We start from the raw sequence: 23,769 nt of genomic DNA on the forward strand, positions 1-23,769 counted from the left end.
AAACACTGCCGTTCAGCGGTCGGCATTGTCGAACGCCTAACGGCAATACGCGTTAGGGTGTGACAGTGCCAAGGGCCGGTCAAGCCCTTACAGATGGGCTGCCCACGCTTCGTGGATACCCATCTGGGGCGCGGAACACCGGCGGGACCGGTGATCCGCTCTCCCCTGGACGAAGGACAAAGGAGTCGCGGGTGTCCAGCTCCGACATTTTCATCGGCGAGACCATAGGTACCGCCGTACTCATCCTGCTCGGCGGCGGTGTCTGTGCCGCCGTCACGCTGAAGAGCTCGAAGGCCCGGAACGCGGGCTGGCTGGCCATCACCTTCGGGTGGGGCTTCGCCGTGCTGACCGGCGCCTACCTCGCCGGCGGCGTATCGGGCGCCCACCTCAACCCCGCGGTCACGGTCGGCCTGGCCATCCAGGGCGGCACGGAGTGGGGCGACGTCCCGCTCTACCTCGGCTCGCAGCTGCTCGGCGCGATGATCGGCGCCCTGCTGGTCTGGGCGGTCTACTACGGCCAGTTCCACGCCCACCTGACCGACCCGGAGATCATCGGTACCAAGTCCACCGACGAGGGCATGGTCGACCAGACCGCCGCCCCCGAGGCGGGCCCGGTGCTCGGGATCTTCTCCACCGGTCCGGAGATCCGCAACGGCGTGCAGAACGTCGTCACCGAGATCATCGCCACCGTCGTGCTGGTCCTGGCGATCCTGACCCAGGGCCTCAACAACGAGGGCAACGGCCTCGGCGTGCTCGGCGCGCTGATCACCGCCCTGGTCGTGGTCGGCATCGGCCTCTCGCTCGGCGGCCCGACCGGCTACGCCATCAACCCGGTCCGCGACCTCGGTCCGCGCATCGTGCACGCCCTGCTTCCGCTGCCGAACAAGGGTGGTTCGGACTGGGGCTACGCGTGGGTACCCATCGTGGGTCCGCTCGTCGGCGGCGCACTCGCCGGCGGGCTCTACAACCTCGCCTTCGCCTAGCCGCTCGCTCATCACCTCACAGACTTCCGGGAGCACACCGTGACCGACGCACACACCACCGGCACCCACGGCACCGGGCCGTTCATCGCGGCCATCGACCAGGGCACCACCTCCAGCCGCTGCATCGTCTTCGACAAGGACGGCCGGATCGTCTCCGTCGACCAGAAGGAGCACGAGCAGATCTTCCCGAAGCCGGGCTGGGTCGAGCACGACGCGACCGAGATCTGGGAGAACGTCCAGGAGGTCGTCGCCGGGGCCATCGTCAAGGCCGGCATCACCTCCGCCGACGTCAAGGCGATCGGCATCACCAACCAGCGCGAGACCACGCTGCTGTGGGACAAGAACACCGGTGAGCCGGTGCACAACGCCCTGGTCTGGCAGGACACCCGCACCGACGCGCTCTGCAAGGAGCTCGGCCGCAACGTGGGCCAGGACCGGTTCCGCCGCGAGACCGGGCTGCCGCTCGCCTCGTACTTCGCAGGCCCCAAGGTCCGCTGGCTGCTCGACAACGTCGAGGGGCTGCGCGAGCGCGCCGAGCGCGGCGACATCCTCTTCGGCACCATGGACTCCTGGGTCATCTGGAACCTCACCGGCGGCACCGACGGCGGCGTCCACGTCACCGACGTGACCAACGCCTCGCGCACCCTCCTGATGAACCTGCACACGATGGCCTGGGACGAGAAGATCCTCTCCTCCATCGGCATCCCGGCCGCAGTGCTCCCCGAGATCCGCTCCTCCGCCGAGGTCTACGGCAACGCCAAGGGCGGCATCCTGGACGGCGTCCCGGTCGCCTCCGCGCTCGGCGACCAGCAGGCGGCGCTTTTCGGCCAGACCTGTTTCGCCGAGGGCGAGGCCAAGTCCACGTACGGCACCGGCACCTTCATGCTGATGAACACCGGGGGCACCCCGGTGAACTCGTACAACGGGCTGCTCACCACCGTCGGCTACCAGATCGGCGACAAGCCCCCGGTGTACGCGCTGGAGGGCTCCATCGCGGTCACCGGTTCGCTGGTGCAGTGGATGCGCGACCAGATGGGCCTGATCAAGTCGGCCGCCGAGATCGAGACGCTGGCCTCCTCGGTCGAGGACAACGGCGGCGCGTACTTCGTGCCCGCCTTCTCCGGACTGTTCGCCCCCTACTGGCGTCCCGACGCCCGTGGCGTCATCGCCGGTCTCACCCGTTACGTCACCAAGGCGCACATCGCCCGTGCCGTCCTGGAGGCCACCGCCTGGCAGACCCGCGAGATCAGCGACGCCATGACGAAGGACTCCGGCGTCGAGCTGACCGCGCTCAAGGTCGACGGCGGCATGACGTCCAACAACCTGCTGATGCAGACGCTCGCCGACTTCCTGGACGCGCCCGTGGTGCGCCCCATGGTCGCCGAGACCACCTGCCTCGGCGCCGCCTACGCCGCCGGTCTCGCCGTCGGCTTCTGGCCGGACACCGACGCGCTGCGCGCCAACTGGCGCCGGGCCGCCGAGTGGACACCCCGCATGGACGCGGACACCCGTGCCCGCGAGTACAAGAGCTGGCTCAAGGCCGTCGAACGGACCATGGGCTGGATCGAGGACGAAGAAAGCTGACGAGGAGCATCACCATGACCACCCTGCAGAGCGTTCCCGCCCTCGGAACGCACCCGGCCTCCGGCTCGCTGCCGAGCCGCGCCGAGACCCGGGACCAGCTGTCCCGGGCCACGTACGACCTCCTGGTCATCGGCGGCGGCATCCTGGGCATCTCCACCGCCTGGCATGCCGCGCAGTCCGGGCTGCGGGTGGCTCTGGTGGACGCCGGCGACTTCGCCGGCGCCACCTCCTCCGCCTCCTCCAAGCTCCTCCACGGCGGTCTGCGCTACCTCCAGACCGGCGCGGTGAAGCTGGTCGCGGAGAACCACTTCGAGCGGCGCGCGGTCTCCCGCGAGGTGGCCCCGCACCTGGCCAACCCGCTCACCTTCTACCTGCCCGTCTACAAGGGCGGCCCGCACGGCGCGGCCAAGCTCGGCGCGGGCGTCTTCGCCTACTCCGCGCTCTCCGCGTTCGGCGACGGCGTCGGCCACGTCATATCCCCGGCCAAGGCCCAGCGCGACGTGCCCGAGCTGCGTACGGACGATCTCAAGGCGGTCGCGGTCTACCGCGACGACCAGATGAACGACGCCCGCATGGCGCTGATGACGGTCCGCGCGGCCGTCGACGCGGGCGCGGTCGTCCTCAACCACGCGGCCGTCACCGGGCTCCGCTTCACCCGGGGCCGGGTCACCGGCGCCGAGCTGAAGGACAGCACCGACTCCACCGAGTTCGGCGTCGACGCCCGGCTCGTGCTGAACGCGACCGGCCCCTGGGTCGACCACCTGCGGAAGATGGAGGACCCGAACGCGGCTCCTTCCATCCGCCTCTCCAAGGGCGCGCACCTGGTCCTCAAGCGGACCCGGCCGTGGCGGGCGGCGCTGGCCACCCCGATCGACAAGTACCGCATCACGTTCGCGCTGCCGTGGGAGGACATGCTGCTCCTCGGCACGACGGACGAGGAGTACGAGGGCGATCCGGCGGACGTCTCGGTGACCGAGGCCGACACCGCGCAGATCCTCGACGAGGCGGCGTTCTCGATCAAGGACCAGCAGCTCTCGCGCGATCTGATCACGTACTCCTTCGCGGGTCTGCGGGTGCTTCCCGGCGGTCCCGGCGACACCTCCAAGGCCAAGCGCGAAACGGTCGTCACCGAGGGCCGCGGCGGGATGCTGTCGGTCGCGGGCGGCAAGTGGACGACCTTCCGCCACATCGGCCGTACGGTCATGAACAAGCTGGCCGCGCTGCCCGGGCACCCGCTGGCCGAGGACATGGAGCCGATGAACCGGCTGCCGCGGAAGCTGCCGCTCCCCGGTATCGCCAACCCGAACGCGGTCGCTCACCGGCTGCTCGTCGACGGTCCGGCGCCCGGGCCGCGCATGGCCCCGGACACCGCCCGGCACCTGGCCACGCACTACGGATCCCTCGCCTTCGACATCGCGCGCCTGGCGAACGAGAACCCTCGGCTGGCCGAGCGCGTCCACCCGGACGCCCCGGAGATCTGGGCCCAGGTCGCCTACGCCCGGGACCACGAGTGGGCCGAGACGGCGGACGACGTGCTGCGCCGCCGGACCACGCTGACGATCCGGGGCCTGGCGACGGACGACGTCCGCGAGGGCGTCGAGAAGCTGCTGGCCGACCGGGACTGATCCACCGGACCCACCCCCCACGGGTACGGGAGGGGCGGCTACCTCGCGTAGCCGCCCCCGTTCCCGTACCCCCCAGGTGCACCGGGCGGGCGCCACACTCCCGCCACACTCGTGCAACGTGCCGCGGGGACAGTGGTGTTCATGCGATTCTCCGTACTCTCCCTGATCGGTCACGATCCGCACCCGCTGACCGGTGATCTGCCCTTTGCCGCCGACCGGTTCGAGGAAGTGATCGACACGGCCTCGGTGGCGGAGCGGCTCGGCTTCGACGCCTACTCCGTCGGCGAACGGCATGCGGGCGCCTTCCTCTCCTCCAGCCCCAACGTGGTGCTGGGCGCCATCGCGGCCCGGACGAGCACCATCCGGCTGCTCACCGGTGTGACCGTCGTCGCGATCCTCGACCCGGTCCGGGTGGCGGAGGACTTCGCGACACTCGACCAGATCTCCCGGGGCCGTGTCGAACTGGTCGTCGGCAAGGGCGCGGAGGCGGGCCACTTCGACCTGTTCGGTCTGGAGGAGGAGCGGCAGTGGGACCTCCAGAAGGAGAAGTACGAGCTGCTGCGCCGGCTCTGGACCGAGGAGGGCGTCGACTGGGAAGGCGAGTTCCGCCCGCCGCTGAAGAACGTGACGACCGTGCCCCGTCCCTACGACGGCCTCCCCCGGATCTGGCACGGCTCGGCGACCAGCCTCAACTCCCCCGAGCTGGCGGCGAAACACGGCGATCCGCTGTTCACCGCGAACGCCGTCCAGCCGCGTGAGGCGTACGCGAAGCTCATCACCCACTACCGGGAGCGGTTCGAGGCGTACGGGCACGATCCGGCGGACGCGAAGGTGGCGGCGGGATCGGGCGGACTGCTCATCGCGGACAGCTCGCAGGCGGCCGTCACGCGGTACAAGGAGCTGTACGAGGCGCGGGTCCGGCAGGCCTTCAAGCCGCATCTGGCGGGCAGGGCCGGCTACAACACCCCCTTCCGCACGATCGAGGAGGCGATCGAGGGCGGCCCGCAGCTGATCGGCAGTCCGCAGCAGATCATCGACAAGATCCTCGGCTGGCACGAGGTCTACCGCCACGACCTCCAGTCGATCACCGTGGACGGCTTCGGGCTGGGCCGTCCTGAGCAGTTGGAGACGCTCCAGCGGTTCGCGGAGGAGATCGCCCCGGTGGTGCGGAGCCAGGCGCCGTCCTCGCTCCGGGACTGATCGAACACTGTTCACCCGGCCGTGCAAGAGGGCTGCGGCCGGGGGCCCGGGAAGCCGTAAGGTTGCTCCGTATGTATGGAGACATCGGAAGGAGGCCCGGGTGATCGAGCTCGAGTCGGTGCCCGAGCTGGTCGACCCGGTCATGGTGGCCGCGTTCGAAGGCTGGAACGACGCCGGGGACGCCGCCTCCACCGCGGTCGGTCATCTGGACCGGGAGTGGAAGGGCGAGGTGTTCGCGGCGCTGGACGCCGAGGACTACTACGACTTCCAGGTCAACCGGCCCACGGTGTGGCTGGACGGCAACACGCGGAAGATCACCTGGCCGACGACGCGCCTGTCCGTGGTGCGGGTGGGCGGCGACAAACCCCGCGACCTGGTCCTGGTGCGCGGGATCGAACCGTCGATGCGCTGGCGGTCGTTCTGCAACGAGATCCTCGGCTTCGCCCATGAGCTGGGTGTCGAAATGGTCGTCATCCTGGGCGCGCTGCTCGGTGACACCCCGCACACCCGGCCGGTGCCGGTGAGCGGGGTCACCTCCGACGCGGACCTGGCCCGGACGATGGACCTGGAGGAGACGCGGTACGAAGGCCCCACGGGCATCGTCGGGGTCCTCCAGGAGGCGTGCACGCACGCCGGAGTGCCCGCGGTCAGCCTGTGGGCGGCGGTCCCCCACTATGTGTCGCAGCCGCCGAACCCGAAGGCGACGCTGGCCCTGCTCAACCGGCTGGAGGATCTGATCGGGTTGCGCATCCCGCTGGGCGAACTGCCCGAGGACGCCCGGGCCTGGCAGCTCGGCGTGGACCAGCTGGCCTCGGAGGACAGCGAGGTCGCGGAGTACGTGCAGACGCTGGAGGAGGCGCGGGACACCGCGGAGCTGCCCGAGGCGTCCGGCGAGGCCATCGCCCGGGAGTTCGAGCGGTATCTGCGGCGGCGGGACGGCGGTCCCGGGCAGGGGCCGGGCGGCCATGCCACGGAGACCGGGGACGTCTCCTATCTGCGCGACCCCTCCAGCGGCCGTACCCGCCCGCCGAAGCCGCCGCGCCCGGAGACGGGGCGCGGAAACGCCACCGACGACAAGGGCGCCAAGGGTTCCGACGAGGCGTCGGGGACCGACGGCGAGGAAGGCTCCGGCGGCCGTCCCGAGGAGGACGGCGAGAGCTGAGGGACGAACGGCGGGGCGCCGCACGGGAGATGATCCCGTGCGGCGCCCCTGTGTTCAGGGTCTCGGTGCGGCTCAGGCGCAGTGGAACTTCGCCGCGGCCCAGTCGCCGTGGTCCCCCGTCTTGGAGCCGTTCGTGTCGGTGACCTTCAGCCGCACACGGCGTACGCCGTCGAGCTCCACGTCCACCGGCACGGTCGCCGAGGCGCCGGTCAGCTTCGGCGAGGTCCACAGCACCTTGCCGTCGCCCTCCACGGAGAACGCGACCTCGCCGTAGCCGTTGATCTCGTCGTCGATCCCGACGTCGGCGGTGAACGCGGTGCACCGGCCGCCGAGATGGAGGGCGATGCCGGAGTCGGCGTGGGTGCCGATCCCCTTCTCGTACGTCTTTCCCGCGAGCGTCAGCGTCTTCCCGTCGCTCGCGCCCGACTCCCCGTTGGAGCGGTCGCGTGCCGCGGGGCCGTAGCCGTTGGTCTCGGAGAGCCAGACGAGATCGCTCCCCCATGCCTCGCCCTCGGGGGCCGGTGGCAGGACGGACACGGCGAGCCGCTGCTGACTCGTGCGGGTCTCCCCGCCGGCCCGGTAGCGGGCCAGCGCCGTCAGCCGGGTCTCGCGCACCCGGGCGTCCTTCGCCGGGGTGAGCGCCACCTCGATGCGGCGGGTGGCGCCCGCCGGGGTGCGGCCCGGGACCTTCGCGGTGGCGGTCTGCCAGCCCTCGGGGACCTGGAGGGAGACCGTGGTGTCGGTGAGGTCGGACCGGCCCGCGGTCACATCGACCTGGACCGTGCCGGGCGTGCCCGCTCCGGCCTCCTGGCCCGTGGGGGCGGTGAGGGCTGCGGCGGCCGAGGCCTTCCTGCCGCCGACCGCGCTGGTGCCCAGGAGCTTCACCGTGAACTTCTTCGCGGTGCTCAGGGGCGCGGTCTTCACGTGCACCACGCCGCCCCGGTCGTCGCGGTCGTACCACCAGCCCTGGCGGGCCTGGTCGTACGCGGCCTTCGAGGTCAGCTCGGGCAGCGTCCGGTCCAGCTTCACCGCCCGGGGCTCGGAGCCGGTGTGGACGGTGAACTCGTAGGGGCGGGCGGTCTGTTTGCCGGTGAAGCTGCCCCGGCTCTCGTTGATCGTGACGGAGACGTCGCCCGCCCCGCGCTCGGGGGCCCGGACGTCGGCGCGCTGGGTGGCGTACTTGCCGTCACGGTGCCGGCAGGTGACGCCGTCGTCCTCGTACAGGGTGAAGGAGGTGTTCCCCTGCGGGTAGACGTCCCAGGCCAGCGGGGAGTCGGCGGTGCGGTCGCGGTACGAGCGGATGCCCGGCCACATCGGGACGGCCGCGCCCGCCTTCACGAAGAGCGGCAGGGTGTCGAGGGGGGCGCTGTAGGAGTCGATGGTGGTGGGGCCCACGTAGGTGCGGCCGCTCCAGTAGTCGACCCAGGTGCCCTTGGGGAGGTAGATGTCCTTGCGCTCGGTGGTGTCCTGGTAGACCGGCGCCACGAGGAAGTGCTCGCCGGAGAGGAACTCGTACTTGGCGGCCTCCGTGGACGCCTTCGGGTCGTCGGGGTATTCGAGGACCAGCGGGCGGACCATGCCGACACCGGTCTTGGTGGCCTCGTGGGCGTAGCTGTACTGGTAGGGCAGCAGCGACTCCTTGAGCTTGAGGTAGTCGCGGTTGACCGAGGTGTACGGCTCCCCGTAGCGGAAGGGCTGCTTGTCCATGGCGGCCCAGCCGTCCATGGTCATCGTGGTGCCGAGGAACATCTTCCACTGGAGGTCGCGGGTGTACGTCTTGGCGCTGCCACCGAAGATCCCGTCGACGTCACCGGTGGTGTAGGCGAGCCCGGACATGGTGGCGCCCGCGTAGGTGGGGATCTGCCAGCGGATGTACTCCCAGGTGCCGGACTGGTCGCCGGACCACTGGACGCCGCAGCGCTGGGCGCCCGCCCAGCTCTCGGGGGCCCAGGTGAAGCCGCGGGCGTCGCTGTGGTCCTCGATGCCCTGATAGGCGTCCTTGCCGGCGTCGAGGGCGAACTTGTAGCCGGGTCCGACCCAGGGGACGTCCAGCTTGGCGACCCGCTGGCCGGCCTTGACCTGGGCTTCGAGGTTCTCGATGCCGTCCTCGGTCCAGAGGCCGAGCTCGATGTTGCGGTCCTTCAGCCCCTGGGCGGTCTCCTCCAGGTCCTCGTAGCCGCAGCCGTAGCCGTCGTTGGCGAGCATCCAGCCGTTCGGCATGTCGTTCTCGACGTATCCGTCGGCGACCTTCAGCGAGTCCAGGGGGCGGCGCTCGCCCCGGTTGGCGTTGCGGGGTGGCCGCCGTCGTCCCAGTTGTAGTCGACGGCGACCTCGACGGTCTTGTCGCGGTGGGTGGTGTTGCCGCGGCCGTTCTGCATCCCGGCCCCGTAGAACTACCCACCGGCGCCCCGGGCCAGCGTCTGGACGGTCTTCTCGCCGGTCCAGCTCAGGCCCTTCGTCTCGGACCGGACGCGGCTGCCGTCGGCCCGGTGCAGGGCGAAGCGGAGCGGCTTCTCGTAGGCCCGCAGGGTGACCTCTCCCGTCGACAGCTCGTAGCGGTCGCCGCGCTCCTTCCAGCGGGTCCGGGGCGGCTCGCCCTGCGGCAGGACGATGTCGTCGCCGGTGGGGTGGGTGAACTTCCCGTCCGGGGCGAGCTCGATACGGAAGGTCTCGTCCGAGACGAAGCGGACCCGGGCCTCGGCCTGCCCGGCGATCAGCCGGTAGACCGCCCCGTCCGCGCGGAAGCCGGTCACGTCCCCGACGGTGGTGGTCTCCGTGCTCTCCGGCGGGGCCTCGTCGGCGTGGGCCCCGCCGGGCCCCGTGAGGACCGCGACCAGTCCGAGCAGCGCAGCAACCGCCGCCGCTCGCATGCGCGTTGATGTTTGCATAGAGAGCGTTTAGCGCAACTTCGAGCACATCACCATGGACAAAAAGGAACCGGCCTCGAACTTCGTAGAGAAGTCCGAGGCCGGTTCGAGCCATCGGGCGGGCAGAGGAACCGCCTACAGCGCGACCCCCAGCAGGGCGTCGACCGTACGCGAGACGAGGCCGGGCGCGCCCTCGTCGGTGCCGCCCTCCGCACCCTGGAGCGCGGCCCAGCGGTCCACCGCGGCGAGCGCGGCGGGACTGTCCAGATCGTCCGCGAGGGCGTCCCGGACCTCCTCGACCAGCACGTCGGCGGACGGCCCGTCGGGGCGCGAGACGGCGGCCCGCCAGCGCGCGAGGCGCTCGACGGCGTCGGCCAGCACCTGGTCGGTCCACTCCCAGTCGGAGCGGTAGTGGCGGGAGAGCAGCGCGAGCCGGATGGCCGCCGGGTCCACGCCGTCGCGGCGCAGCGCCGAGACGAAGACCAGGTTGCCGCGCGACTTGGACATCTTCTCGCCGTCCAGGCCGACCATGCCCGCGTGGACGTAGGCCTGGGCGAAGGGGTGCTCGCCGGTCAGCGCCTGGGCGTGCGAGGCGCCCATCTCGTGGTGCGGGAAGGCGAGGTCGGAGCCGCCGCCCTGGATGTCGAAGCCCATGCCGAGGTGGTCCAGCGCGATGGCGACGCACTCGATGTGCCACCCCGGGCGGCCGTCGCCCAGGGAGGCCCCGTCCCAGCTCGGCTCGCCCGGGCGGGCGGCCATCCAGAGCATCGGGTCGAGGGGGTTCTTCTTTCCGGGGCGCTCGGGGTCGCCGCCGCGCTCGGCGGAGAGCAGGCGCATCGCCTCGGCGTCGAGGCCGGACACCTCGCCGAAGTGCGGGTCGGTGTCGACGGAGAAGTAGATGTCGCCGTCCAGGTCGTAGGCGGCGCCCGCGTCCCGGAGGCGTTCGACGAGGGGCACGATGCCCGGTATGGCCTCGACCGCTCCGATGTAGTGCCGCGGGGGCAGCATCCGCAGGGCGGTCATGTCCTCGCGGAAGAGTGCCGTCTCGCGCTCCGCGAGCTCGGTCCAGTCCTGACCGTCGCGCACGGCCCGCTCCAGCAGCGGATCGTCCACGTCGGTCACGTTCTGGACATAGTGAACCTGCCGCTTGGTGTCGAGCCACACGCGCTGAACGAGGTCGAACGCGTTGTAGGTCGCCGCATGACCCATGTGGGTCGCGTCGTACGGCGTGATGCCGCAGACGTAGATGCGGGCGACGGGACCGGGGTCAAGGGTGATCCGTCCGCCGGTCGCGGTGTCGTGGATCCGAAGGTCGCGGCCCTTGCCGGGCAGGGCGGGGACCTCAGAAGCGGGCCAGGCATGCATGTCATGAGCGTAACCGGACGTTGCTTCCGGATACGAACCGGCTCCGTAAACCTGTCCGAAGAGGCTCTCTTGCACGCATCCCCCGGCAGGCGGTAGGGGGCGGGTCGCCGTCGGGCGTGTGCTACACCGGCGGCCAGGGAATGGGCGGCCACTGGCCGCTCGGCTTCGGGTGCACGGCGCTCTTGAGCAGCCCGTCGACCCGCTCCCGCAGGGCCTCCAGCTCGGCCGGTGTGATGAGTTCGGCCATCCGGGTGGCGAGGGCGACCCCCGGCGCCAGCTCGGCGGCGAGCCGGCCCAGCACCGCCAGGGCCTCTTCGGTGAGCGGTTCGCCCGCCCAGCCCCAGAGCAGGGTCCGCAGCTTGTCGTCGGCGTTGAAGGTGACGCCGTGGTCGATGCCGAAGAGCCGCCCGCCGGCCGCGGGCAGCAGATGGCCGCCCTTGCGGTCGCCGTTGTTGATCACCGCGTCCAGCACCGCGAGCCGCCGCAGCCGGGGGTCGTCCGCGTGCACCAGCAGCGCGGTCCTCCCTTCCCCCACGTCCGCGAAGCCGACGGCCTTCCAGCCGTCGCCCGGCTCCTCGCCCTCGACGAGCGCCAGCAGTTCGGGGGCGTCCTCACCGTCCCCGGGGCCGTCGATCCAGAGCTGGACCATGCCCTGCCCGTACGGCCCGTCCCGCAGTACGGTCGGCGGCACGAGGTCCCAGCCGGTCGCCCGGGAGATCTCGTACGCGGCGACCTCCCGCTGGGCGAGGGTGCCGTCGGGGAAGTCCCAGAGCGGCTGCTCGCCCGCGACCGGCTTGTAGGCGCAGGTGCGCTCCTCGCCGTCGTACGCCACCGTGCAGTGCAGCACCGCGTTGGACGCCCCGCCTACCTGCCCGAGGACGGTGAGCGTGCCCTCGGTGAGCAGGGTCAGCGACTCGGGGTCCGTCAGGCTCCGCGACGGTATCCGTTCTGGCGCGGGCATACATGTCCTTCCGGATCGAGCGGCAGGCTGCACAGCGGGCATGGCGGGCGGCCGGCGTTGACGACGTCCAGGGCCCGCTTGGCGAAGGCGCGGGCCTGGGCGCCGCTGAGCCGGACGCGGAGCATCGGCGGGCCGTTCTCCTCGTCCTGGAGGAGCTTCTCCTCGGCCTCCGCTAGATCGTCCTCGGAGTCGGCGTCGAGTTCGACGAGGGCCTGCGCCTCGACGATCATGCGCTGTTCCTCGCCGTCCCAGGCCAGGGCCATGGTGCCGACCCGGAACTCCTCCTCGACAGGCACGTCGAGCGGCGCGGTGTCGGTGACGTCGGTGGGCGCCACGGCGGGCACCGGGGAGTTGCCGCCGGTGCGGCGTACGACCTCGTCGAGCAGTTCGTCGATCCGCTCGGCGAGCGCGGCGACCTGGGTCTTCTCCAGGGCGACGCTGGTGACCCGGCCCTGGGAGGACGCCTGCAGGAAAAACGTACGGCGGCCAGGCAGCCCGACCGTACCGGCCACGAATCGGTCCGGTGGGTCGTAGAGGAACACCTGACGGGACACGTCCTGCTCCCTTGAGCTTCGATGGTGGTTGGGCGGCGCTACGGCGCGTCCACCCTACTGCCCGGAGCGATCACGGCGCGCCCGCGCCGCCCCCGACCGTCGCGTCCGCCGAACCGTCACCGGCGGGGGACGCGGCGGCGTCCGCGCCGGCGGCGTGTTCGCGGGGCGCCAGGGAGTCGAGGTCGCCGGTGTCGCCGAGCCGCAGGAGGAAGGGCCGCAGCCGGGTGTAGCGGATCGCGGTGACCGAACAGGGGTCGACGTGGATGCGCTGGAAGAGGTCCAGGTGCATGCCCAGGGCGTCGGCGACGAGGGACTTGATGATGTCGCCGTGCGAGCACATGACGTACGTGGCGTCCTCGCCGTGCTCCGCCTCGACGCGCTCGTTCCAGTCGCGTACGGCGTCGACGGCGCGGGCCTGCATGGCGCGCATGGACTCGCCGCCGGGGAAGGCCGCGGCGGAGGGGTGCTGCTGGACGACCGACATCAGCGGCTCGTCGGCGAGTTCGGCGAGCTTCCGGCCCGACCAGTGGCCGTAGTCGCACTCGCTGATCCGGTCCTCGGTGTGCAGGGGCAGGCCCGGGCGCGCGTCGAGGAGCGGCTGGAGCGTCTGCCGGCAGCGCTCCAGGGGGCTGCTGACGGCGAGGACCGGGACGACGGCGGCGAGCCGGCCGGGGAGGGCCGCGGCCTGTGCGGCACCGCGTTCGTCGAGGGAGACACCGGGGGTGCGGCCCGCGAGCACCCCGGCGGTGTTGGCCGTGGAGCGTCCGTGGCGTACGAGGATCAGCGTGGGCATACCCGCCAGCGTACGTCCGAGGTGCGTGGAGGCGGGTTCACGGGGAAGAATGCCCGCCGTGATCGTGGACTGTGCCATCTACCGGGACGGGCGCCGCACCGAGGGGCCCGACGACTTCTCCGACGCCCTGGACGAGGCGCGCGCCTCGCACGACGCGTTCCTGTGGATCGGACTGCACGAGCCGACGGAGGAGGAGTTCGACCTCGTACGGGACGAGTTCGGGCTGCACCCGCTGGCCGTGGAGGACGCGCTGCGGGCGCACCAGCGGCCCAAACTGGAGGTGTACGACGACTCCCTGTTCGCGGTGCTCAAGCCGATCGTCTACGAGCCCGAGAGCGACACCGTCAGCGCCGACGAGCTGATGGTCTTCATAGGGGACGCGTTCGTGGTGACGGTCCGGCACGGCGAGGGCGCCCCGCTGGCGGCCGTGCGCCAGCGGCTGGAGTCCGAGCCCGAGGTCCTCAAGCACGGCCCGACAGCGGTGCTGTACGCGATCAGCGACGCGGTCGTGGACCACTACATGGACGTGGCCGGCGAGCTCCAGGTGGACCTGGAGGAGCTGGAGACGCAGGTCTTCGCGCCGACCGGCTCGGGCGACTCCAAGAACACCGCCGCCCGGATCTACACCTTCAAACGGCAGGTGCTGGAGTTCCGCCGGGCGGCCGGTCCGCTGACGGCGCCGATGGCCCGGCTCTCGGCCGCGGGCGTGCCGTTCGTCCACGAACACGCGCAGCCGTTCTTCCGGGACGTGGCCGACCACCTGACCCGCGCCAACGAGCAGGTGGAGGGGTTGGACCGGCTGCTCTCGGACATCCTGTCGGCGCATCTGGCGCAGATGGGCGTGCGGCAGAACGACGACATGCGCAAGATCTCCGCCTGGGCGGCGATGGCCGCCGTGCCGACGATGGTGGCGGGCATCTACGGCATGAACTTCGACCACATGCCGGAGCTGCACTGGCCGTGGACGTACCCGACGGTGGTCGCGCTGATGGCCCTCGCGGTCTACGGACTGTACCGGCTGTTCAAACGGCGCGGCTGGCTCTAGCTTGCCCGGGAGGCGCCGGGCCGCTTGGGCCTCAGGCGTACTCGTGCTCGGGCACCGCGGGGCTGCCGAGCGCGTTGCGCCGCTCCGGCATCTCCAGGGTCACCATGCGCCGCCAGCCGAAGAGCCGTTCGTACGCGTACACGGCGTGGATGCCCGCTGCGAGGACGGCTGCCTTGGGGCGGGACCAGCCGAGGATGCGGCCCATGTGGGCCATCACGGCGAGGCTGACGTCGCGGTAGACGCGGATCTCGGCCAGGGCGCACTCGCGCATGATCCGCTGGATGGTCCGGCCGCGCCCCTCGCGCGCGAGGGCGAGCAGTTCCTCGTGGCAGTAGGCGAGGTGGTTGTCCTCGTCGCTGGAGATCATCTTCACCGCGCGGCCGATGTCGGGGTGGTCGGCGAAGTACCGGCGCAGCAGCTGCATCTGCTCGGACGCGCGCTGCTCGGTGATCCGGCTGTGGGCCAGATAGGTGATGATGTCGCGCTCGGTGAGGCGCTCCTCGCCGCGCAGCCGGGAGTGCGCGAGGCCGATGCCCTGCTGCTCCAGGAGCATCGTGTAGTCCGTCTCCGGCGGGACCTCGACGGGCGGCAGTCCGCGCTTCTTCAGAAGGGCGTTGAAGATCCGGCCGTGCTTGTCCTCGTCGGCGCCGTGCCGGACGATCCTGGGAGCCAGCTCACGGCGGCCCTCCGGGACGAGGGCGGCGATGCGGGCGTTCTCCCAGCCGCCCTGGGCCTCGCCGCTCGCGGCGATGGAACAGAAGAGCCGGTAGGACTCGTCGTTGTCCAGGATCTCCTGGAACAGGGTCTGCGCAGAGAGCATGAGGGCCACCTCCGTACCCGTTGCCCGCGGAGCCCAGGTCCGCGGAGCGGTAGTCCGCAGAACGAGTCAAAGGCGCTGCGGGGCGCTCGGCAACCGGAGCGGCCACGCACCGCACACGGCGGCGGTCGGGGGCCGGCGACGGCCGGGAGGCCCGCGGGGACGGCGTAACCCTTGGGCGCGTGGCGCGTTGTTCCTGCTGACGGCCGTGGCGGGGAAGACCCCCGAGCCCCCACCACGGCCGTAGTGCTGCTCCCGGAGATCCCGGAGGCTCAGGCGAGGCCGGAGCGCTCCAGGGCGTCCGTGCCGGCGCGCAGGGCGGTGAGCCGCTCCTCCAGGGTGAAACCGGCCGGGGCGAGGTTGAGTGTGGTGACCCCGGCGGCGGCGTAGGCCTGCATGCGGTCGGCGATCCGCTCGACGGGGCCGAGCAGTGCGGTCTGGTCGATCAGCTGGTGCGGTACGGCGGCGGCGGCCCCGGCCTTGTCCCCGTCCAGGTACTTGTCCTGGATCTCGGCGGCCTCCTTCTCGTACCCCATGCGCTGGGCGAGCTGGTTGTAGAAGTTCTGCTTCCGGCTGCCCATCCCGCCGACGTACAGGGCGGTGTACGGGCGGAACATGTCGGCGAGGCCGTTGACGTCGTCGCCCACGGCCAGCGGGAGCGTCGGGCTGACGTCGAAGCCGTCCATGGTCTTGCCGGCCTTCTCGCGGCCCGCGCGCAGCGGCTGGACCGCGGTCTCCTCCAGGTGCTCGGCGGAGGGGAAGATCAGCAGGGCGCCGTCGGCGATCTCACCGGTCTGCTCCAGGTTCTTGGGGCCGATCGCGGCGATGTAGAGCGGGATGTGCTCGCGCTGGGGGTGCACGGTGAGCTTGATCGGCTTGCCCGGTCCGCCGGGGAGCGGCAGCGTCCAGTGCGCGCCCTCGTACGACACGCGCTCCCGGGTCATCGCCTTGCGGACGATCTCCACGTACTCGCGGGTGCGGGCCAGCGGCTTGTCGAACTTCACGCCGTACCAGCCCTCGGAGACCTGCGGGCCCGAGACGCCGAGGCCGAGCCGGAAACGGCCGCCGGAGAGCGAGTCGAGGGTGGCGGCGGTCATCGCCGTCATGGTGGGCTGCCGGGCCGGGATCTGCATGATGGCGGAGCCGACGTCGATCGACTCGGTCTGTGCCGCGACCCAGGTCAGCACGGTCGGGGCATCGGAGCCGTACGCCTCGGCCGCCCAGCAGACGTCGTAGCCGAGCCGGTCGGCCTCCTGCGCGACGGCGAGGTTGTCGCCGTCCATGCCGGCGCCCCAGTAACCGAGATTGATGCCGAGCCGCATAGCCGCTCTCCTTACTGATCAGTAACGTCCCTTGCTCCGGACTCTAGCGCGGCCGACGGCCATCCGGCAGACCCGGCGGACCTCCGGTTGTCCACAGGGCTGCACCCCGTGGGGTCCTGGCCAGTAATCTCAGCGCCCATGGAGCAGAGGCATCTCGGCCGCACCGGCCTTCGCGTGTCCCGGATCGGGCTCGGCACCCTCACCTGGGGCCGGGACACGGACGAGCACGACGCCGCCGACCAGCTGAAGGCCTTCTGGGACGCGGGCGGCACCCTGGTGGACACGGCCGACGTGTACGGGGGCGGCGAGGCCGAGTATCTGCTCGGGCGGCTCGTCGGCAGCCTGGTTCCCCGCGAGGATCTGGTCATCGCCACGAAGGCCGGAAACGTCCCGGACCCCTATCGCCGCGTCAACGGCTCGCGCGGGCATCTGCTGGCCGCCCTGGACGCGTCCCTGGAGCGGCTCGGGACGGACTACGTGGATCTGTGGCAGGTCCACGTCTTCGACCCGGCGACCCCGCTGGAGGAGACCCTCCAGGCGGTGGACCTCGCCGTCTCCTCGGGCCGTGTGCGGTACGCGGGCGTGTCGAACTTCTGCGGCTGGCAGCTGGCGAAGGCGGCCACCTGGCAGCTCGCCGCGCCCGGGGTGCGTACCCGGCTGGCCAGTACGCAGATGGAGTACTCGCTGCTCCAGCGGGGCATCGAGCGCGAGGTGCTGCCCGCCGCGCTGGACCTCGGGGTCGGGCTGCTGCCGTCCTCGCCGCTGGGGCGCGGCGTGCTCACCGGCAAGTACCGCCAGGGCACCCCGTCCGACTCGCGGGGCGCGTCCGAGCGGCTCGCCCCGTTCGTCGAGCCGTATCTCGACGACGCGGCGGCCCGGGTCGTGGACGCGGTGGCGACGGCGGCGGACGGCCTGGCGACGAGCCCGCTGCGGGTGGCGCTCGCCTGGGTCCGGGACCGGCCCGGGGTGGCCGCGCCGATCCTCGGTGCGCGCAACGCCGGGCAGCTCACGGAGGCTTTGTCAGTGGAGGCGCTTAGTCTTCCCTACGAGATCTGCCAGGCGCTCGACGATGTGTCGGCGCCCGTGCACCGCTATCCCGACCAGGACTGGAGCACGCTGTGACTGCGCTTCCCGGGGAGACCCCCGGCACCGGCGGCACGGACACCCCGCAGGACGACGTGTCCCCGCCGGACGAGGCCGGGGCCCAGGAGCCCGCGGCGGACGCCGACCCCGCGAGCGAGGGGGGCGAGGCCGCCGGCTCCCCGAGCGAGGGGGGCGGGACTGAGGCAGCCGGCCTCGAGAGCACCGAAGCCGGGGCCGGGGCCGCCGAAGCGTCGCCGGCCGACTCCGCGAGCACCGGGGCCGGGACCGCCGACGCCTCCACCGCCCCCGAGCTCTCGGAGGCGCAGGCCGAGCTGGTCGCCCAGCGCGAGCTGCGGGAGCGCATCGAGCAGCGCAAGGCCGCGAAGGCCGCGCCCGTCGCCGCCGGTGCGGGTCTGAGCGGCACGGCCGCCGATCTGCTCGCGGCCGTCCGGGCCGTGGAGAGCGGTGAGAAGGCGGGCTCCGCGTTCTTCGGGTCTCCCGCCCCGACGCAGGCGCCCCGGCGCCCCGCCCCGGCCGCCGCCCAGCCGCCCCGGACCCCCGCGTCCCAGGCCGCCCCCGCCCCGCAGGCCGCATCCCCGGAAGCCCTGGACGCGGTGCGCGCGGTGCTCGTGGAGGGCGGGGCCCCCGAAGCGCTGGCCCGCCCGGCCGTCGGCGCGCTGGGCGAGCAGGCGGCCGAGCTGCTGCGCACCGACCCCTGGCAGCTGCTGGCCGTGCCCGGTGTGCGGCCGGAACAGGCCGACGGCTTCGCCCGGGCCTTGCTCGGCGCCGACTGCGGCCCGGACGACGGCCGCCGGACGACGGCCCTGGTCGGCTGGGTGCTGGAGCGCGCCGCCCTCCAGGGCCACACGGCCCTGGACGCCCAAGCCGTCCGGGCGGCGCTCGCCGAGCGTGCGGTGAGCGACCCGGACGCGGCGGTGCGCGAGGCCGTCGAGGAAGGCGTCGCCCTGCTCTTCCGGGAGGGGGAGGACGAGGAGCCGGACGGAGTCGAGGCGGACGCGGGCGAAACGGATGAGGAAAGCCTCGCAGAGGGCGCCGATGCGCCCCGGGAGCCGGTCCGCATCCTGCTGGGCCTCGACCGCTACGCCCTGGCCGAGGAGAGTCTCGCCGACGGACTGGCCCGGCTGGTCAACACCTGCGAGAAGGCCGCCGACTGGGCGGAGGCCGCTGCCGCCGCCCCGAGCCCGTCGGCCGCCGAGCTGATCCGTACGACGGCCGCCGCCGGACTGGTCGCGCACAGCGGCGGTGAGGCGGCGCGGGCCGAGCCCGCCGCGCTGATCGCCGCGGCGCGGGGCCTGGGGCTGCGGGCCTTCGGCGCGACCCACAGCGAGGACGGGCGGCGGCGGCTCGCGGCGGCCACCGGAGATCCGGACACGGCGGTCACTCTGGCGGGGCTGCTGTCCGGCGCCCAGGGCCCCGGCCGGGACGAGGAGGGGGCGCTCGCCCTGGACCTGCTGGTCGTGCTGGACGCCCCGCAGCTGGACGTGGAGAGCGCGGCGGTCCTGGTCGAGGCGCTGGCCGACGGCGCCCGGCTGGTGCTGAGCGGGGACCCGGGCGTGCTGGGCTCGGCGGGCGCCGGGCGGGTGTTCGCCGATGTGCTGGCCGCCCGCACCTGCCCTCAGGTCGTCTCCCGCACCCCGGACCCCGGACCGATCGGCGAGCTGGTCTCCGGCATCGGCATCGGCGAGCTGAACCAGGTCGACGCCCCGGGCAAGGAGGTGGTGATCGTCCCCGTCCGTGACGCGGGCGAGGCCGTCCACCGCACCGTGCAGCTGGTCGCCGACTCGGTGCCCCGGGCGTTCTCCATCCCCGCCGACGAGACCCAGGTGATCACGGTGGGCCATGGCGGGGCCGCCGGGACCAGGGTGCTCAACGAGGCGCTGAAGCAGCGGCTCAACCCGGGCCCCGGCCGGTTCGGCGGTTTCGACCCGGGCGACCGGGTGGTCCATGTGCCCGCGCCCGGCCGTGCCGTGCCCGGGGTGGTGCGCTCGGCCGACGCCGAGGGGCTGCACCTGGACTGCGGGGGTGTCCCCGTCGTCGTACCGCAGGAGGGGGTGGAGTCGTCGGTGCGGCACGGCTGGGCCCTCAGCGCCCATCAGGCGGCCGGGATGCGCTGGCCCGCCGCGGTGGTCGTGCTGCCGGGCGACGCGGCGCAGGGGCTGAGCCGGCCGTGGGTGTACACGGCGTTCGGCCGGGGCGAGCGGCATCTGTCGGTGGTGCACGGGGTGGACCAGGCGCTCCCCCACGCGGTGGCGCAGGTCCCGGCCCAGGAGCGGACGACCCGGCTGCGCTCGCTCCTGGAGGCGCTTCCGACGCCCGACGCGGCTTCCTGAGCGGCCGGGCCGACCCGGACCGGACAGCGGTGGGCCCCGGCGCGATGCGCGCCGGGGCCCACCGTCGCGTCCGGTGCGGGAACAGGCTCCGGTCAGGCGCCGCCCACCGCCGGTCCGGCGAAGTCGTCGTCCGGCTCCTCCTCCTCGTCGAAGACCGCGCTGACGTCGAAGCGGCAGACCACCAGTTCGGGGTCGGCGTCCTCGAAGGGGGCGCCGAGCCACTCCCCCGGCTCCGGCGCCGTCTCCCCGGCCGAGACCCAGAGGGTGGAGTCGCCCTCCTCCAGACCGAACTCCTTGTGCCGCGAGGCGATCTCGTCCGGCTCGTACTCGCCGAAGAGGACGCCGAGCGCGGCGTGGACGCTGGTGCCGACCACCGGGGTCGTCTCCTCGGCGCCCGGCCCCGGGTCGACGTCGGCGAGGCGCTGGGCCTGGGCGAGGAGGCGCTCGGGCTCCGCGACCAGGTAGTCGCGCCGGATCAGGACACTGAGCGCGCTGGGCTCCGCGGGACCGGCGTAGGGAGGGAGGGAATCGTCCGCGCCGGGAATCTCGAAGGGGGTGACTTCGTCGTAGCGGTCGTAGAGGAGTTCGTCGTATACCTCGGCGGCAGCCGCCAGGGCGTTGAACGCGTCGTAGACGGCGGGGTCGTCGTCCCCGGTACGGCGTTCGACCGCGTCGAGGTGACGGTCGATCGCGGCTTTGACCGCTTCGGCGGCGGCACGTACCTCGGCAGCGGTGGGCTGCGCAGCATCAGACATAGTGCAGACGCTATCCGTAGCGGGGCTCTGCCCGCACAATAGATGCGATGCCGGAATACGAATTCATCGACGTGTACGTGCCGCGCGGGGTCTCCCGCAAGGATGCGGCCCGACTCCTGACCGACCACGCCGAGTACGGACACTGGGAGCTGGACCGCCTGACGCTCCGCAGGGACGGCAGCCGCAGAGTGCGGCTGCGCCGACGGATCATCCGTCAGCTGCGGGCGACCTGGTGACAGGGAGCGGGCCCCGCGGTGGCGGGGCCCGCCCTCTTTCGTGCGTCGTGCCGTGCTGTGCGCGCTCGGATCAGGCGGCGCTGCGCGAGCGGCGGTAGAGCACCGATCCGGCGCCGGCGAACAGCAGTCCGGCGCCGGCCGGGATGAGCAGTTCGAGCCCGTCACCACCGGTCTGTGCGAGCTGCTCGCGGGGAACGTTCCGGGGCTCGGGGGCGTTCGGCTCGGGCGGCTGGTTGACCGGCGGGTCGACCGGCTTCTCGGGCGTGACCGGGGGCTTCTCCGGCTCCTCGGGCGGCGGGGGCGGAACCTCGGCGTCGTTGGAGCAGCTGTTGCCGAAGACGGGGTTGAGCAGTCCGCCGATGGTGACGCTGTTCCCGCAGAGGTTCACGGGAATGTCGATCGGCGCCTGGATCGAGTTGCCGGAGAGGATGCCGGGCGAGCCCTGGGCGATTCCTTCGGCGGTGGCGCCGCCGCCCGGGGCCCGGTGACGGCCCGTGCCGGGCTCGGAGGTGCGGTCCGAGGCCGTGGTGTCGCCGGCCTGGGCGCCGTTCCCGGAGCCGCCGGGGACCGAGCGGTTCTGGGCGCCGCCGGACCCGTCGGAGGCGGATCGGTCGGACTGCGCGGACCGGTCGGATCCTGCTGATCCGTTTCCGCAGTCGTTTCCGCTGGCGGGGTTGAGCAGTCCGCCGACGCTGACGGAGTTTCCGCAGACGTTGACCGGGATGTCGATCGGGACCTGGACCGAGTTGCCGGACAGCACGCCCGGCGAGCCGGAGGCGGTGCTCGCCGCTCCGGAGTCGGCGTGGGCGTATCCACCGCTCAGCGCGAGCACTCCGCCCGCAGCCGCCATGGTGATCAGGCCTTTACGAGTGACCTGTCGCATAGGTTCGTTTCCTGCCTTCTGGCTTCCGAAAAACCCCCGGACATGACCGTGCGGGAGCCGAATGCCGAACGGTCCCGGAGTGCATGGAGTGCACTCCGGGACCGGTCGAGCTCAAACCCTTACGGGTTGACGTTCAACGATCAGGCGTTGACGCAGGTGTTGCCGAAGGCGGGGTTCAGCAGACCGATCACGGAGACCGTGTTGCCGCACACGTTGATCGGCACGTGGACCGGAACCTGGACGACGTTGCCGGAGAGCACGCCGGGGCTGCCGATGGCCGCACCCTGGGCACCCGCGTCGGCGGAAGCCATGCCCGCACCCGCGAGAACGAGGCCACCGGTGGCAGCCGCAACTGCGACGACCTTCTTGATCATGATTCCTCCTAGTTGGAAAACGCGGTCCCAGCCGCGGACCGCAAACCTTGTAACGAGGAGGAATTCGCGGGGCTACGTGTGAACGGCTCGTTTCACCCGTTCGGACATGTCCGCACAGGTGGCCGAATCGGCGGCGAATCGGTCAAGGGCCGGTCAGGAGTGGTCGATGAACCGGTCGAGCACCCGCACGCCGAACTGGAGCCCGTCGACCGGGACCCGTTCGTCGACGCCGTGGAACATCCCGGCGAAGTCCAGCTCCGGCGGCAGCTTCAGGGGGGCGAAGCCGAAGCCCCGGATGCCCAGGTCGTCGAAGGACTTGGCGTCGGTGCCGGCCGAGAGCATGTACGGCACGGCCCGGGCGATCGGGTCCTCGGCGACCAGCGCGGTCTGCATGGCGTCGACCAGGGCCCCGTCGAACGTCGTCTCCAGGGCCTTGTCCGCGTGCACGTCCTCGCGCCGGACGTTGGGGCCGAGGATCCGGTCCAGGTCGGCGAGGAACTCCTCCTCGTACCCCGGCAGGTACCGGCCGTCGACATGGGCGGTCGCCTGGCCCGGGATGACGTTGACCTTGTAGCCCGCGCCGAGCTGGGTGGGATTGGCGGTGTTCTGGAGGGAGGCGCCGATGAGTTTGGCGATGCCGCCGAGCTTGGCGAGCGTCTCGTCCATGTTCTCCGGGTCCAGCTCGGTGCCCAGCGCGTCGGAGAGCTCGTCCAGGAAGTGCCTCAGCGTCTTGGTGACCCGCACCGGGAACTTGTGCCGGCCCAGCCGCCCGACCGCCTCGGACAGCTCGGTGATGGCGTTGTCCTTGTGGATCATCGAGCCGTGTCCGGCGGTGCCGTCCACGGTCAGCTTCATCCAGTGCATGCCCTTCTGGGCGGTCTCCACCAGATACAGCCGCAGGTTCTCGTTGACGGTGAAGGAGAAACCGCCGACCTCGCTGATCGCCTCGGTGACGCCCTCGAAGAGCCCCGGGTGGTTGTCCACGAGATAGCGGGCCCCGTACGTGCCGCCCGCCTCCTCGTCCGCGAGGAAGGCGAGCACGATGTCGCGCGGGGGCTTGCGGCCGCTGCGCATCCGCTCGCGGACGACCGCGAGGGTCATCGCGTCCATGTCCTTCATGTCGACCGCGCCCCGGCCCCAGACGCAGCCGTCCGCGATCTCCCCGGAGAACGGGTCGTGCGTCCAGTCCGCCGCGTTGGCCGGGACGACGTCGGTGTGCCCGTGGATGAGGAGCGCCGGGCGGGAGGGGTCCTCGCCCTCGATCCGGGCGACGGTGGAGGCGCGCCCCTTGTGCGACTCGAAGATCTGCGGCTCCAGGCCGACCTCCGCGAGCTTCTCCGCGACGTACTCGGCGGCGAGCCGCTCGCCGGGGCCCGAGTGGTCGCCGTAGTTGCTGGTGTCGATCCGGATCAGGTCACGACAGAGGCCGACGACCTCCTGCTCGGCCCTGCCCGTGCCGGCCTTGCCCGTGCTGCTCTCGCTCACGCTGGTTCCTTCCACTGTCGCTGTGGTGCTCCTTCTCATCCTCCCGCGCCCACGGCGTACGCCCAAGGCCGCACACCCCCCGTCACGCACCGTTCACAGCCATCGGGGCGTGATCGAGCACCCCTGAATGTTTGCTATGGTTTTCCACGTCGGAACGGGCACGGCCCGCGAGACAGACACCTTGTCCGGGTGGCGGAATGGCAGACGCGCTAGCTTGAGGTGCTAGTGCCCTTTATCGGGCGTGGGGGTTCAAGTCCCCCCTCGGACACCAGCAGGAGCCCCACTTCGGTGGGGCTCTTTTGCGTCACCGGGCGATCAGGGAGA

Annotated in this window: 19 protein-coding genes, 1 tRNA gene and 1 pseudogene; 10 read left to right on the forward strand and 11 right to left on the reverse strand. The window is 72.0% G+C overall.

The window, feature by feature from the left end; genetic code table 11:
• Positions 1 to 191: 191 nt before the first annotated feature.
• The 5 genes from RNL97_RS05830 (at position 192) to RNL97_RS05850 (ending at position 6,554) form a co-directional block, all read left to right on the forward strand.
• On the forward strand, positions 192 to 983 hold the full coding sequence (locus RNL97_RS05830; RefSeq protein ID WP_030590079.1) for an MIP/aquaporin family protein: 792 nt from the start codon (positions 192 to 194) through the stop codon (positions 981 to 983).
• Between the two features lie 39 nt (positions 984 to 1,022).
• Positions 1,023 to 2,567 (forward strand): glycerol kinase GlpK, encoded by a 1,545-nt coding sequence (gene glpK / locus RNL97_RS05835; protein ID WP_030590082.1) that lies wholly within the window; start codon positions 1,023 to 1,025, stop codon positions 2,565 to 2,567.
• A 14-nt stretch (positions 2,568 to 2,581) separates the two neighbouring features.
• Entirely contained in the window at positions 2,582 to 4,192 is a 1,611-nt protein-coding gene (locus RNL97_RS05840) for a glycerol-3-phosphate dehydrogenase/oxidase (RefSeq protein WP_030590084.1), read from the forward strand.
• A gap of 141 nt (positions 4,193 to 4,333) precedes the next feature.
• A complete protein-coding gene (locus tag RNL97_RS05845; protein ID WP_243313582.1) occupies positions 4,334 to 5,392 on the forward strand; it encodes an LLM class flavin-dependent oxidoreductase in 1,059 nt (352 codons plus the stop codon).
• Between the two features lie 100 nt (positions 5,393 to 5,492).
• Entirely contained in the window at positions 5,493 to 6,554 is a 1,062-nt protein-coding gene (locus RNL97_RS05850; protein WP_050500150.1) for a PAC2 family protein, read from the forward strand.
• Positions 6,555 to 6,626: 72 nt separating this feature from the next.
• Here RNL97_RS05850 and RNL97_RS05855 read toward each other — a convergent pair.
• The 5 genes and pseudogenes from RNL97_RS05855 to RNL97_RS05875 form a co-directional block, all read right to left on the reverse strand.
• A pseudogene (locus RNL97_RS05855) lies at positions 6,627 to 9,442 on the reverse strand (NPCBM/NEW2 domain-containing protein).
• A gap of 114 nt (positions 9,443 to 9,556) precedes the next feature.
• Positions 9,557 to 10,786, reverse strand: coding sequence for a cysteine--1-D-myo-inosityl 2-amino-2-deoxy-alpha-D-glucopyranoside ligase (gene mshC, locus RNL97_RS05860; RefSeq protein WP_030590091.1), 1,230 nt, complete (start codon positions 10,784 to 10,786; stop codon positions 9,557 to 9,559).
• Between the two features lie 121 nt (positions 10,787 to 10,907).
• The gene (locus RNL97_RS05865; protein ID WP_030590092.1) at positions 10,908 to 11,747 is read right to left on the reverse strand and encodes an SCO1664 family protein; all 840 of its coding nucleotides are present in this window, start codon (positions 11,745 to 11,747) and stop codon (positions 10,908 to 10,910) included.
• Positions 11,711 to 12,301 carry a DUF3090 domain-containing protein gene (locus RNL97_RS05870; protein WP_030114163.1) on the reverse strand — a complete coding sequence of 197 codons (591 nt, stop codon included), beginning with the start codon at positions 12,299 to 12,301 and terminating at the stop codon, positions 11,711 to 11,713. Before RNL97_RS05870 ends, RNL97_RS05865 begins: the two co-directional genes overlap by 37 nt.
• A gap of 70 nt (positions 12,302 to 12,371) precedes the next feature.
• The gene (locus RNL97_RS05875; protein WP_030590096.1) at positions 12,372 to 13,094 is read right to left on the reverse strand and encodes a histidine phosphatase family protein; all 723 of its coding nucleotides are present in this window, start codon (positions 13,092 to 13,094) and stop codon (positions 12,372 to 12,374) included.
• Positions 13,095 to 13,143: 49 nt separating this feature from the next.
• Between RNL97_RS05875 and corA the strand changes: the two genes are divergently transcribed.
• A complete protein-coding gene (gene corA / locus RNL97_RS05880) occupies positions 13,144 to 14,139 on the forward strand; it encodes a magnesium/cobalt transporter CorA (RefSeq protein ID WP_030590099.1) in 996 nt (331 codons plus the stop codon).
• 31 nt (positions 14,140 to 14,170) lie between these two features.
• On the opposite strand, the gene RNL97_RS05885 is transcribed toward corA, so the two are convergent.
• On the reverse strand, positions 14,171 to 14,959 hold the full coding sequence (locus RNL97_RS05885; protein WP_030590102.1) for a hypothetical protein: 789 nt from the start codon (positions 14,957 to 14,959) through the stop codon (positions 14,171 to 14,173).
• Positions 14,960 to 15,228: 269 nt separating this feature from the next.
• Entirely contained in the window at positions 15,229 to 16,278 is a 1,050-nt protein-coding gene (locus tag RNL97_RS05890) for an LLM class F420-dependent oxidoreductase (RefSeq protein WP_030590105.1), read from the reverse strand.
• A 138-nt stretch (positions 16,279 to 16,416) separates the two neighbouring features.
• Here RNL97_RS05890 and RNL97_RS05895 point away from each other — a divergent pair, with 138 nt between their 5' ends.
• Together RNL97_RS05895 and RNL97_RS05900 are read left to right on the forward strand one after the other, a co-directional pair.
• On the forward strand, positions 16,417 to 17,400 hold the full coding sequence (locus RNL97_RS05895) for an aldo/keto reductase (RefSeq protein ID WP_313750447.1): 984 nt from the start codon (positions 16,417 to 16,419) through the stop codon (positions 17,398 to 17,400).
• On the forward strand, positions 17,397 to 19,712 hold the full coding sequence (locus tag RNL97_RS05900; protein ID WP_313750448.1) for a helix-hairpin-helix domain-containing protein: 2,316 nt from the start codon (positions 17,397 to 17,399) through the stop codon (positions 19,710 to 19,712). Before RNL97_RS05895 ends, RNL97_RS05900 begins: the two co-directional genes overlap by 4 nt.
• A 92-nt stretch (positions 19,713 to 19,804) precedes the next feature.
• Here RNL97_RS05900 and RNL97_RS05905 read toward each other — a convergent pair whose 3' ends face one another.
• Positions 19,805 to 20,467 carry a hypothetical protein gene (locus tag RNL97_RS05905; protein ID WP_243313591.1) on the reverse strand — a complete coding sequence of 221 codons (663 nt, stop codon included), beginning with the start codon at positions 20,465 to 20,467 and terminating at the stop codon, positions 19,805 to 19,807.
• A gap of 47 nt (positions 20,468 to 20,514) precedes the next feature.
• Between RNL97_RS05905 and RNL97_RS05910 the strand changes: the two genes are divergently transcribed.
• Complete coding sequence (locus tag RNL97_RS05910) at positions 20,515 to 20,703, forward strand: DUF5703 family protein (RefSeq protein WP_006123409.1); 189 nt, start codon at positions 20,515 to 20,517, stop codon at positions 20,701 to 20,703.
• A 70-nt stretch (positions 20,704 to 20,773) separates the two neighbouring features.
• On the opposite strand, the gene RNL97_RS05915 is transcribed toward RNL97_RS05910, so the two are convergent.
• The 3 genes from RNL97_RS05915 to RNL97_RS05925 form a co-directional block, all read right to left on the reverse strand.
• Positions 20,774 to 21,586 carry a chaplin gene (locus tag RNL97_RS05915; protein WP_030590116.1) on the reverse strand — a complete coding sequence of 271 codons (813 nt, stop codon included), beginning with the start codon at positions 21,584 to 21,586 and terminating at the stop codon, positions 20,774 to 20,776.
• Between the two features lie 140 nt (positions 21,587 to 21,726).
• Positions 21,727 to 21,960, reverse strand: coding sequence for a chaplin ChpH (gene chpH, locus RNL97_RS05920; protein WP_003970136.1), 234 nt, complete (start codon positions 21,958 to 21,960; stop codon positions 21,727 to 21,729).
• A 153-nt stretch (positions 21,961 to 22,113) separates the two neighbouring features.
• Positions 22,114 to 23,445: a M20/M25/M40 family metallo-hydrolase gene (locus RNL97_RS05925; protein WP_030590119.1), complete on the reverse strand. Its 1,332-nt coding sequence runs from the start codon at positions 23,443 to 23,445 to the stop codon at positions 22,114 to 22,116.
• Between the two features lie 183 nt (positions 23,446 to 23,628).
• On the opposite strand from RNL97_RS05925, the gene RNL97_RS05930 reads away from it, so the two are divergent.
• A tRNA-Leu gene (locus RNL97_RS05930) sits at positions 23,629 to 23,716 on the forward strand.
• The last annotated feature ends 53 nt before the right edge of the window (positions 23,717 to 23,769 follow it).

The sequence above is a fragment of the Streptomyces parvus genome, assembly GCF_032121415.1.
Lineage (GTDB): Bacteria > Actinomycetota > Actinomycetes > Streptomycetales > Streptomycetaceae > Streptomyces > Streptomyces globisporus_A.

What these genes read in the sequence shown, in the direction of transcription:
- RNL97_RS05840 (WP_030590084.1), top strand. Translation starts at nt 2,582, where the DNA reads ATGACCACCCTGCAGAGCGTTCCCGCCCTCGGAACGCACCCGGCCTCC.
- RNL97_RS05845 (WP_243313582.1), top strand. Translation starts at nt 4,334, where the DNA reads ATGCGATTCTCCGTACTCTCCCTGATCGGTCACGATCCGCACCCGCTG.
- mshC (WP_030590091.1), bottom strand. Translation starts at nt 10,786, where the DNA reads ATGCATGCCTGGCCCGCTTCTGAGGTCCCCGCCCTGCCCGGCAAGGGC.
- RNL97_RS05865 (WP_030590092.1), bottom strand. Translation starts at nt 11,747, where the DNA reads ATGCCCGCGCCAGAACGGATACCGTCGCGGAGCCTGACGGACCCCGAG.
- RNL97_RS05875 (WP_030590096.1), bottom strand. Translation starts at nt 13,094, where the DNA reads ATGCCCACGCTGATCCTCGTACGCCACGGACGCTCCACGGCCAACACC.
- corA (WP_030590099.1), top strand. Translation starts at nt 13,144, where the DNA reads ATGCCCGCCGTGATCGTGGACTGTGCCATCTACCGGGACGGGCGCCGC.
- RNL97_RS05885 (WP_030590102.1), bottom strand. Translation starts at nt 14,959, where the DNA reads ATGCTCTCTGCGCAGACCCTGTTCCAGGAGATCCTGGACAACGACGAG.
- RNL97_RS05890 (WP_030590105.1), bottom strand. Translation starts at nt 16,278, where the DNA reads ATGCGGCTCGGCATCAATCTCGGTTACTGGGGCGCCGGCATGGACGGC.
- RNL97_RS05895 (WP_313750447.1), top strand. Translation starts at nt 16,417, where the DNA reads ATGGAGCAGAGGCATCTCGGCCGCACCGGCCTTCGCGTGTCCCGGATC.
- RNL97_RS05905 (WP_243313591.1), bottom strand. Translation starts at nt 20,467, where the DNA reads ATGTCTGATGCTGCGCAGCCCACCGCTGCCGAGGTACGTGCCGCCGCC.
- RNL97_RS05910 (WP_006123409.1), top strand. Translation starts at nt 20,515, where the DNA reads ATGCCGGAATACGAATTCATCGACGTGTACGTGCCGCGCGGGGTCTCC.
- RNL97_RS05915 (WP_030590116.1), bottom strand. Translation starts at nt 21,586, where the DNA reads ATGCGACAGGTCACTCGTAAAGGCCTGATCACCATGGCGGCTGCGGGC.
- chpH (WP_003970136.1), bottom strand. Translation starts at nt 21,960, where the DNA reads ATGATCAAGAAGGTCGTCGCAGTTGCGGCTGCCACCGGTGGCCTCGTT.